Raw genomic sequence first — 11,353 nt, 5'->3', positions numbered from 1 at the left:
ATTTAATACTGATGATAACCTACTAAAATATTCAACAGTGGAATTTGAAGATGGAATTGTTGAATTAGATACAATTTTAACTTTTGCTCGTAAATTAGACCCTGTAGAAAGTGATTTTAATCCCAATCTTTGAGCAGCTGATATTGAACAAGCAATGGATACTGAAGTTGCTTATAAACGTAATAAAATTTTAGAAATTATTAACAATGGTCAAGTTACAACTATTCAAGGCCAAAAAGCAGATGATACAAATGCTTTACAAATCCACGATGAAATTATGGATAAAATATATGAAAATGGCTTTACCCCATCAGAAACAGTTGTTTTAGGTTCTGCTGATTTTATTCGTGGAATTCGTAATAAATTACAGTTACAACTTGGAGCAAACGACCAAATAAATAGTGTAATTGCAACAAGCGGAGCAATGAAAACTGTTGAAGGAACAACATATTATATGGTTCCTAAAAAATTACCAATTATTAATAAAGATGGTTCAGAAGGAACAATTGAATTATTACAAAATGGTGTTAATGCAATTGCATTTAAGTTTAGTAAAAAATATGATCCACTTATTTTACGCAAAAAAGACCACACTCCATTAAGGGTAGGTGCGGCTGCATTGGGTACTGGAATGGGTAATACTTTGATTATGGAAAGAGTTTTATATTTAGGTGGAGCAGTAGTTGAACCTAAGGGAATTATTAAACATATTGTTACAAAAATTGATATTAGTAAAATTAATAAATTAGATAAACCAACTATTCATGTTGCAGACCCAACAAAAACAACAGCAGAACAATTAAAACCACAATTTAAAGATGTTGTTTTAAAAGCCGTTAAAACCGTAGATAGTTCTTTAACTGAAAATGATTTTGATTACTTTATTGAAAGTAAAGATGAATATTGACCAATTAATATTACAAATGATAAAACTGTTGAAGTTCAAATTGAAGGTAAAAACAACGCTACTGGTCAAACAAATCTGATTGATGTTAAAATCAAAAATTCTTAATAGTACTAAAAATAGTACTATTTCGTTTGACAGATATGCCAATTGGAACATCTAAAACATCCCTTATTTATGCTGTTAAAAAAATTCCAACTAGATTGTCAATCCAACAACAAGAAAAAAGTTTTGGTTTACAATTATTAGAATTTTTAGGAATTCAAGTTTTAGCCCCTGGTTTATCAGTTTTAACTGTTGGTATAGCATCTGCTGTTGGTTTAGGTGCGGGATTATCTAATTTTGCTGCAGCATTTATCTCATTTGGAGTCGAAACAGCAACCGATTTTGCCGTAAATCAAATATACGATAAATTAACATCAGAAGTGACAGCAAAAAGTACTACCTTAAATTTATTACCTGCAATTGGCGGGATTGGTAAATTAACGCGTGCTGCTCGTACAACTATAATTTTAAAATTAGCAAAAGAAACTAAACTACTTGAAAAATTAGTTGTAATAACTGCTAATAATTTAGAAGATGTTGTAAGGCAAGTTACAGGTAAAAAGATTTTATCTGATAAATTAATATTTGATTTTACAAAGCAGGCTAATAATGAAACTTTATTATATACAATTGGAAAATTAGCCCGAAATGATTTTTATAAAGGTTTTAAAGTTTCTAATTTAGAAACAATTAATAATTTATTAAAAATTGAGAAAAATATTCAAAAAATAAGTCCTAAATTAGTTCAAAAAATACCACGCGTAAATGAAAAAAATGCTAATAAATGGTTATATGAATATGGATTAAATATTGATAAAATAAGCAAAATTAATACTGATGATTGATATAACATTATGGTTAATCTTCATAAAAAAGATGTTGGTAAAAACCTGCTATTAAATGCTAATTTAATGCGTGGTAGCAAAGTATACAATAATAAATTATTAAATATCTTTCATCAAACACCAATTAAATTAAATAAAGTTTTAAATCATTTAAACCCAAATTTTTATATTCAAAAAGTAACTAAAAAATTATTAGCCCCAATTGAAAAACAAATAATTACTATTAAACAAAAAGTAATTAGTAAAATTACCGATAAAACTAAAAAAATATTATCTAAATTTGAAACAAAAGCCATTCAAAAAGGTCAATTATTACCTTTTGCTTATGGTTCTGATGTTTTCTTAGCAGTTAAAATTGTTCCTTTATCAGTTGCGGGTGAAATTGCTTTAACAATATATTATAAAAATCCCCAATATGCCCCTATTGTCGTTATGACAACTTTAATCAAAGCAGAAGAGTTTGTTTTATCCACTGAACCGTTTAAATTCTATATGAATAGCGAATGGTTTGTTGGTTGGGGATTTAAAAAAACAAGTTTGTTTAATTTAGTTTCTTTCGCCTCACTTGCTTATCAACAAGTAGTAAAAGATAGTTTTAAAATATATAGGACAATTGCTAAGATATTAAAAATGCAAGAACAATTTAAAAATAACTTTAATAAAGATAAATTGTTAAATACGCTAGAAGATAGTGCGGTTACTAGTTTATTGGGTAATGGACTAGTATTTCAAACATACAAACAACTAAGAACAAAACAAAATTTAAACAAAACAATTAAAACAAAAACACTATTAAATAGTAAAAAGTTTATATCAAAGAAAATATATTCTAAAAAAAGTAAATGATAAGGAGATGATTAAATGTTAAATGAATTATGAAAAAATGTTACTTTGGAAAATTATAATAATTTTATTCCAATGACAGGTAAAATTACACAAGTTCCAGTTCGTTACAATAAGTTCTTTAAAGATGATGTAGAATTATGATTTAAAACATTTGCCTTAAGAGCCCAAAATATGATTAATTCTTATTTAAACTATCCATTTTCAAAATTAAAGCTTGAAACATTTAAAGACCCATTATTAAAGAAAATTTGTATTAATATGGTATTTATTACGATTGAACATTGAACATTTAACCGTATTCCAATTGAGTTTTTTACTTCGGCAAATATGAGTGTTGGTGATATTAATTATTCTTCACAAAATGACCCTATGGCAACATGACAAGGTCTATTGCCTACCTATGCAAAATCATTGGCTAATTTAACAACTTTAAAGAAAATGTTTCGTACTTTTCAAGAAGAAGGTATTGATTTAACAATGATAGATTTAGAAGCATATTATACACAATTAGAAGTTGATGCATTACTAAATAATATTTTGATAGAAAAAATTAAAGATGATAAACTTGAAAAATTAAAAAAGGAAATTTTAGATGAATTAAAAAAATTAATTATTGTACCAGATGTACCAGATTGAGAAGTTGTTGATACTAGCAATTTTAGAATGGGCCAAATCGGATATAATATTTCTAATTTTGATAAAGAAAATTATATTTATAGAATTTGAGCCTCAGGAAAAGAAAGTAAAGGGGGTTTAAAAAGCCAAGGAATGTTGCAAACAAGACATGGTTTTACAAAAACAATAGGTATTATATATGACCAAATAGGTGTTAATAGTGCGTGTTTAGCATTATCTATTAATTCTGATGGATTGATTAATATTGGAGTTAATGGTCCAGCAACATTTAAACCTTTGGGATTTGTTTTTGTTGAAAGAAAAATAATAAGTTAGAAAGGAGATGTTTTTATGCCAAAAGTAGAAATTAAAAATGTAATTATGTTTTTGAAAATCTTTGGAGTTTCATCATTGTTTTTTATAGCAGGAATTATTATTTATTTTATAGGACCTACTAAATTAGGGATTGGTTGACCTGCATATGTAATTATTGGTGCGATGCTTAATGGTTTTGGGGTTATTGTTTTAATTATTGAAACGATTAGATTTATCAAAACCCATAACAAAAAACAAAAACAAGATAGTATTGAAGATGTTATTAAAAAAGAAGATACAAAAAAATAAAGGGGTGATATAAATGGGATTGTTACCAGCCAAAAAGAAATTAAAGAAAAGCTATGATATTGATAGTTATTATCTTAATTTAGCATCAACGATTACTAATCGTAAAAATGTTACTGTTCAAAAACATAATGAGATTTTAGAAAAAATAATTTGTGAAGATAATGCTAATTTTTTAAATCCAAGAGATTTAGAAATTAGCATTTATAATCCACTTACTAATAAACAAATAAACTCTCAATTAATTAATAACTTTTTAAAAATGCAAGACTTTACTAATAAGAATTGATATAATGAATATAAAATTAATAAGAATGGTAAAGGTGCATATTTTATTTTTGCTAATAATTCAAAACTTAATTTTATTACTATTGATTTTTACAATGACCAGTATGGTGAATTGGGTAATTTAGTATCTTGTGCTTTTAATTATGACCCTTATATTAAAAATGATCAGAGTATTTTTATTACTGAAAAATTAGAAATTGATTATGTAACTAAACAAGTAAAAGTTATTAGAAAGTTAAAAACACGATTATACAGTACTATTACCGACTTATATATTGATGATACTAAATGAAATAACTATACAACATTACAAAGAGAAGAAATATTGCCAATTGATTTTATTCCAATTGAAATTATTCCTAATAACCCTAATTTTGAACCTTCTGCTCTCTATGGTAAACAATTTGCTAGTATTTTAGATATTATTGCTGAAAAGATTATGTTAGACCCATTATTAAATAGTGGTAAATTTACCATTAATACTAATGGAGTTACTGGTGTTGTTGACCAAGAAATTAGTAAAATGTTAGCTTCATTTATTGAAAATGACTTGTTATTAGTTGAAGGAGACCCTGATAGTAATTTTCAACCAGTAGACTATATTGCTGGTAATTTTAAAGGTGAACAATTAACAAAAATATATGATTGATTATTAACTAATTACTATAAAATAAATCGCCATCATGTTCCCGCAATCGCTAAGGGGGCTCAACAAACACAAGCGGAAGTTGCTGGTGTAAATATTCAAACAAACGCATCATACGAACAAATGATATATATTAGATAAATTAAATTAACTGAATTTATTATTAAGTTAATTAAATATGATAATGCAATTTTAAACAGTAGAACATTCAATATTAAAAATATTGATGAGTTAATTGTTGATGTTCGCTTACCAGTAAATGCTACTTTAAACAGACAATTAAAAAATAATGAAACTATTATTAATATACCTAATGAAGAAGGAGAACAAATATAATGTTAAAACCATCTGAAAAAATGTTAGCAAAATTAACAGAAAATGATGAACCAATTGATTATTCAATTGATAGTATTCCGCTAGATTTTGCTAATCAATCACAATATAGCGACCCTGACTTAGAACAATTATTTACAGAAAACCGTGCAAGAATCTTATATATTTATAAAATTAATAATCTTGTTAAAACAAAGCAAAAACCAACCTTAAACTACTCTCAAAATAGCGTTAAAATTGGTTTTATTGACAAAGATGAATATATTAAGATTGTTGGTTATGAAATTAGTGACTTTAACTTTAAATTACAAATTCAGCAAAATACTACAGTTCAAGACAATAGTACAAGTTATGTAATGATTGATGAAAAAGATATTTTAATTAATGATATTTCAAAAAAAGACAAAGAATTTTTAGAATCCTATGACTTAAAAATAGTATCTATTAATGAACCAATTACCGAAGACAATAAAAATGAATTCTATATTATTGAAGAATATAAACGCCCTTATACACCTGATGGTGTTGATATTATTAAATCTACTCATTTAGTTAAAATAACTGACTTTAAATGAAAAAATCAAAATAGTATTCATTTAGTATTACAAAAATCATTGCCTGAAAACACAGTATTTACTGGAATTGAAATAAAATATCCGAAATCAATGCTATTTGGAAATATTAAGTGCTGGGGCAATGTCAATGGTGTTTATTCTTATCCCTCATCAAACATTGAAAACGCTAGTTTAGTACCTTTGTTATCAATGCCAATTGAAACAAATCCTAATTTAAGACTATTCCAATATTGATTTACCGAAAGTTTTTTACCTTGAAGTATTGCCAAAAAATATATTCAAGGTAAAGATATATTAGGTTTATTAGATGTTAAAGAATTAAATATTGTTTTGTTAAATTATTTAACATATCGTTATAATTATGATCGTAAATTTCAAGGTGCAAAATACGATGAAAAAGGAAATCCTACTAATAAAGCGGCGGAATTAAGACAAAAATTTGAATGACAAAAACCCGAAGATGTTGTTGATGGTTTATTTGAAAACTGAAAATTAGATAATTATAAATCTTTAAATGATAATGCTGTCAAAAGATTTAAACAAATTATTTACATGTTATCAAATTATACATATAGTAAATACGCAATTAATAAGGGTTATAATGATGATATTAAATTATTTGCACCATATTATTTTGAATTAATATCTAATCCACGAGAGACAGAAACTGGATATTGAGAATTTGAACATTGCAAAGTTAAATTAAATTCATCATATTTTAATTTTACTGTTGGTTCCATTCCACCAACACCAATAAATTATTGATAAGAAGTTTATGCAAGCGAAAAACCATTTAGTCAAGTTGATAATAAGTATTATTTTACAATATGGCGTGGTGATGAAAATGCTGATTGACGTATTATTAAATTTAAAAATGATAAAGATGTAGGTTCTTCACAAAAGACAATTGATAATTTAAGAGATGAATATTATTTAATTTTAGGAAGTTATTTAGATATACGTGCCATTAATTTATATATATACAAACCAGGATTTACCGGTTTTGCATGTTTATGAGTTGAAAATGATAATTATTTTAAATCTGTTTATTGTTGAAATAATGATAGCGAACCCAACGTTCCTTTTATTTCACCCAAAACAGGTCAAATTACAGATTGAAATTTAAAAAATCAAAATAATATAAATAACAATGATGAAATTAAAGTAACTGTTAAAAACAAAAATATTTCAGAAAATCACATTTATCAATTAGAAGCCAATTATTTTAATTGATTATCCATAACAAACGAATTAGAAACAAATAACATCCCTTCTATTATTCCTTCAGAAATTAAATTGTCAGATGGCGAATATGGCAAATACTTAACTAATTTAATTATTTCTAATAATAAATTAGAAGAATATTTAAACTATTTTTCGCAATGATATAGATTACTTTATTCTAAGGCAGTTTGAACAAGTATAACTAAAGATTTAGTTGAGGATATTATTAAAATAATTTTTTATAAAAACGAAAAACTATTTAATTTAAATCAAATTGAGATATCAGGTATATGAGCTTATGGGAATTATGATATTACAATTTTTACAGAAAAAGAACAAATTACCATTAATAATTTACAACTATTTAATAAAAATAATGAAAAATTATCATTAATTACACTAGAAATATAAAAAGTCATATGTTTTTAAATATACAATGTTTCTTTTAACTGAGAATATGAAATAAAAAACCTTTCTAGGTTATTATTAAATATATAAAGTTAGGAGAAACATTGTAGAGCTTTAATTTTTATCTCATCATCTTTTTTTAATTTCAAAAACTCAGTTAAAATAGATGGGTTATATATTGATAATGTTGAGTAATTTAATCCATCTCATTGACATTTAGCCGAACAAGCATCAACTTCAACACCACCAGCAACCATAAAAGAAGGAATCACACGGAATGGGTCTGATAAAGCAAATGGTATTGCTCCTTCAGTAATTCCTAACGAAGATAAGATTCATGACATTTTTCCAGCTTCTTTTTCATATTGATTTGAAAACCGACGACCAATAAAAGTTACTATAAGGTAGTCGTTCATCCAGTTCCAATTCCGGCAGCTCAAAAGCATGAATATGGAACTAACAAGGTTGGATTAGTCAATTGTCCACTTGTAAAAGCTTGTGAAAATGATGCAAATGAGAAAGCTCATGCCACTTTATTAAAAGGACCCCCCAAATCAAAAACACACATCATTCCAATAATAATTCCCAATATTGCTGCTAAATTTGAAGTTTGTAAAGTTGTCAATCCACTAAAAATAACATTAATTAATAAGGCAATTGGTTGACCAATCACAAAGAGAATTAAACAAATACTAATTAACGATCCTAAAACAGGATAAACAAATCAAGTTAAGACACCTTGCATTTTTTTACTAACAAGATACTTTTTAAATCCTTTCATCATATAACCGACAACAATTCCAATAATTAAACCACCTAAAAAACCTAGTCCATCAACAATTACAGTGCCATCATTGGCGGTTTTTGTTACATAAACACAAGCTAATCCTCCTAAAAAACCTGGTGTTAAACCTGGCTTATCTGCCATAGCATATGCAATATAGGCTGCTAACACTGGAGCTAATAAAATACTTAAACTTTTACCAGCAACATCAATTAAATTATTTAATCAATTAGCATATTCCTTAATATAATCAACACCCGCAATTTGAGTAATAATTGTAATTAAAGCTTGAATTGCTGTTCCAGCAACAATGACTGGCACTGCATAGGAAATCCCTGTTAAAACAGCATTTTTTAAACTAACAGCGCCAGCTTTAAAATGTAATTTAAATCATCCTTTTTCTTTTTTTTCTTTTTTAAATTCTTTAGTTGGGATCTGTTGGTTAGGTAACGGTCGCATAATTTGTGTGGCTTTTTGAAAAACCGTTTCAATATCATGTAATGGTTCAGTAACTGCTACTTTTAAAATAGGAATATCAACAAATCGTTCTTGTTCACCAACTGCAATATCAGCAGCAATAATTAAAACATTAACATTTGAAATATCCTCTGGTGTTAATTTATCTTCATATCCATTAGCACCTTGTTTTTCAACTTTTACAGCATATCCTAATTTTTTCGCTTCATCTTCAATTTTTTTGGCAGCCATATAAGTGTGCGCTACTCCAGCTGGACAAGCTGTAATTCCTAAAACATAACCTTGATAACTTTCATTGTTAACTATCTTTTCATTATCAACTGCCTGTAATAATTCCAAGATTTCGATTTTATTAGTTGATGTTTTTAAAACTTGACGTAGATTTGAATTTAATAATTTTTTAGCAACATTACTTAAAACTTCTAAGTGAATGTCATTTTTTTTATTAGTCGGAATAATTAGTGCAATGGCAACTTGAACCTTTGTATTATCAAAAGTTGACCATTCTAATCCAGTTTGATAGCGAACAAAAATAACAGCTGGCTTTTTAATGTCTTTAATTCGAGCATGTGGAATTGCAAAACCATCTTCTAATCCTGTTGATGTTTCATATTCGCGCGCTCATAATGCTTTTACTAATTTTTCGGAATTATCAATGCAACCCGCTTGATGCGCTACTGCTGCTAATTCATGAAATGCTTCATCTTGAGTTTTTGCAGATGAATTTAAAATAATTTGTTCTAATGAAAAAAGATTATTTTTGTTTTTATTACTCATATTGACCTCCTAAAATTAAAATATTAAACTGTTTTTGTTCTTCCTTTTATTAAAGCAAAAACAATATTTTTAACAAGAAAAAAACTATATTTTGAAATATAGTTCTAAAAAATGTAATTAATTTTATTAAATATTTTTCCGAATAATTTTTGCATATAAATAATCTAAAAACTGCATAACAGTTTGTGAACGAATTAAAAAAACATCTCAAATATCATTTTCCCGATAATTAATAACAAAATAATCACTTAAACTAGTAATTAACTCAGTTTTCTTCCCAATAATACCAAATGAATACACAATCGGTTTAACTTGTTTTGCAATTGTTGCAATGAAAGTTGATTGCCCACTTAATGTTATATAAAGAACCATATCATTTTCATTAATCATTGGCAAGTATGATTCAATTGAATTTAAATCATTTTGATGAATAACATTTTTATTAATTCACCGTAATCTCTGAACAAAATTCCGGGAAACATTATATGCTAAATTAAAAGCAAAAATAAAAACTGTTTTTGCGGTAATAATTTTTTCAATTAAAACTGATAAATCAGTTTCAAAAAAATTAGCATGTAAGTCTTGTTCAGATTCAATCTTAATTTTCAAATATTCATTAAAAAAAGATGTCTCATTTTGTACTAATTGTTTATTTGCACTAAATTGTTGCGAATTTAATGTAACATTTTCTGTTAAGTATTTTAATTTAAATTTTAATTCATTAATTCCCTCTAATCCCAATTTTTGGCAGAATCGAATAATACCCGCTGTTGAAGTAAAACAATGATTAGCTAATTCATTCGTAGTTAACTTACTAATTGTTGTAATATTACCTAAAATATAACGAGCAATTGTTTGATTTGTTAAATTTTTTTCATCGGTTGCTAAAATATGCAATTGTTTTAATAAATATGTATCCATTCAACTCTCCTTTTAAACATTAATAACAAAATATAAATAATCTCCTCATTAATTTCAATTCATTGTTTTTAAAATTAGATAACGATGGTCCATAAATTTTTTATTTAAAACAAAAGCAATAATAAATATTACAAGTAATCCTAAAAAACTAATCAAATAATAACCAATATTAACAGTTCCTGACACATATGATAACATATTAAAAATAATTTGATAGCGAATTAAGCCAATAATGGTTATACCAATGGGAATTGAAATTACTCAGCTAATTAAAATAATTGGTAAATAAATCAAGAACATCAGATTAAAAATTCATAAATCAGAGTACCCTAGTGCTTTAAAACTATTCAAAACTTTTAAATTATCTTTTAAAATGATATTTGTAATAATAAAAATTTGGAAAATACATGCCCCAATTGAAGCAACTAAAATTAATAAATAAATTAAGAATAAAATAATTTGTAAATTAACTGTTTGTTGAAATAAAATTTTTAAATTTTGTGTTCCATTATAAATTGGTGCTGGTTCATACTCTGTTTCAAATGAAGCATCATAATTATTATTTTTATCATAAACACCAATATAATGATATGTTTCATTATCGCGTAATGCTGAATATAGGTTTGCTAAACGTTTTGGCGTTAAGCGTTGATTATTATACTTATTAATTAAAAACATATTTTTCATTCCATTATCAAATTGATCAACAACAATATAAAATATCGCACTTCGATCATTAAAATTATCTAATAAAATGTCACCAATATTAATATTATTTAAATAACGATATAGTGCACCCCAAAAAGTAAGTATTAGTAAAAAAGGTTTATAAACTTTTATTTATTATATCCTTTTCTTTGCGGCTTGAATATCATTTATTTCATTTTTTAACATCATTAATATATTCATCATGCGATAAGTAAATATTGTTATGAATTGTTGCTTTTTTTTAATAAAGAATGAAAACTTTCAATAACAATATTATCAGCACAATGATAATTTTTACCCATAGAAATTCTAATTCCATTAGATATACATTTATTA

11 protein-coding genes are annotated in these 11,353 nt (G+C 25.9%); 7 read left to right on the top strand and 4 right to left on the bottom strand.

All coding sequences use genetic code 4. From position 1 onward, the window contains the following. The 7 genes from D9R21_RS06875 to D9R21_RS01975 all read left to right on the top strand — a co-directional run. Positions 1–1,012, top strand: a 1,012-nt coding sequence (locus tag D9R21_RS06875; protein WP_206609228.1) for a hypothetical protein, incomplete at its 5' end; no start/stop codon positions are given. Positions 1,013–1,047: 35 nt separating this feature from the next. Next, the gene (locus D9R21_RS02000; RefSeq protein ID WP_126820888.1) at positions 1,048–2,643 is read left to right on the top strand and encodes a hypothetical protein; all 1,596 of its coding nucleotides are present in this window, start codon (positions 1,048–1,050) and stop codon (positions 2,641–2,643) included. 12 nt (positions 2,644–2,655) lie between these two features. Further along, complete coding sequence (locus D9R21_RS01995; protein WP_126820887.1) at positions 2,656–3,591, top strand: hypothetical protein; 936 nt, start codon at positions 2,656–2,658, stop codon at positions 3,589–3,591. A 15-nt stretch (positions 3,592–3,606) separates the two neighbouring features. Further along, positions 3,607–3,879 carry a hypothetical protein gene (locus D9R21_RS01990; protein ID WP_126820886.1) on the top strand — a complete coding sequence of 91 codons (273 nt, stop codon included), beginning with the start codon at positions 3,607–3,609 and terminating at the stop codon, positions 3,877–3,879. Positions 3,880–3,892: 13 nt separating this feature from the next. Continuing rightward, positions 3,893–4,951 (top strand): hypothetical protein, encoded by a 1,059-nt coding sequence (locus tag D9R21_RS01985; RefSeq protein WP_126820885.1) that lies wholly within the window; start codon positions 3,893–3,895, stop codon positions 4,949–4,951. A gap of 194 nt (positions 4,952–5,145) precedes the next feature. Then, the gene (locus D9R21_RS01980; RefSeq protein WP_126820884.1) at positions 5,146–6,486 is read left to right on the top strand and encodes a hypothetical protein; all 1,341 of its coding nucleotides are present in this window, start codon (positions 5,146–5,148) and stop codon (positions 6,484–6,486) included. 528 nt (positions 6,487–7,014) lie between these two features. Then, complete coding sequence (locus tag D9R21_RS01975) at positions 7,015–7,353, top strand: hypothetical protein (protein ID WP_126820883.1); 339 nt, start codon at positions 7,015–7,017, stop codon at positions 7,351–7,353. 89 nt (positions 7,354–7,442) lie between these two features. On the opposite strand, the gene D9R21_RS08155 is transcribed toward D9R21_RS01975, so the two are convergent. The 4 genes from D9R21_RS08155 to D9R21_RS01960 all read right to left on the bottom strand — a co-directional run bounded on the left by D9R21_RS08155 (position 7,443) and on the right by D9R21_RS01960 (position 10,996). After that, entirely contained in the window at positions 7,443–7,766 is a 324-nt protein-coding gene (locus D9R21_RS08155) for a hypothetical protein (RefSeq protein ID WP_241568667.1), read from the bottom strand. Next, complete coding sequence (locus D9R21_RS01970; RefSeq protein ID WP_241568666.1) at positions 7,748–9,388, bottom strand: fructose PTS transporter subunit IIA; 1,641 nt, start codon at positions 9,386–9,388, stop codon at positions 7,748–7,750. Before D9R21_RS01970 ends, D9R21_RS08155 begins: the two co-directional genes overlap by 19 nt. Before the next feature lie 126 nt (positions 9,389–9,514). Beyond that, the gene (locus D9R21_RS01965) at positions 9,515–10,309 is read right to left on the bottom strand and encodes a MurR/RpiR family transcriptional regulator (RefSeq protein WP_126820882.1); all 795 of its coding nucleotides are present in this window, start codon (positions 10,307–10,309) and stop codon (positions 9,515–9,517) included. Between the two features lie 48 nt (positions 10,310–10,357). After that, entirely contained in the window at positions 10,358–10,996 is a 639-nt protein-coding gene (locus D9R21_RS01960; RefSeq protein ID WP_241568665.1) for an FtsX-like permease family protein, read from the bottom strand. Positions 10,997–11,353 lie beyond the last annotated feature (357 nt).

This window comes from Spiroplasma endosymbiont of Megaselia nigra, assembly GCF_003987485.1.
Lineage (GTDB): Bacteria > Bacillota_I > Bacilli_A > Mycoplasmatales > Mycoplasmataceae > Spiroplasma.
This window is presented reverse-complemented; position numbering and strand designations above follow the sequence as displayed.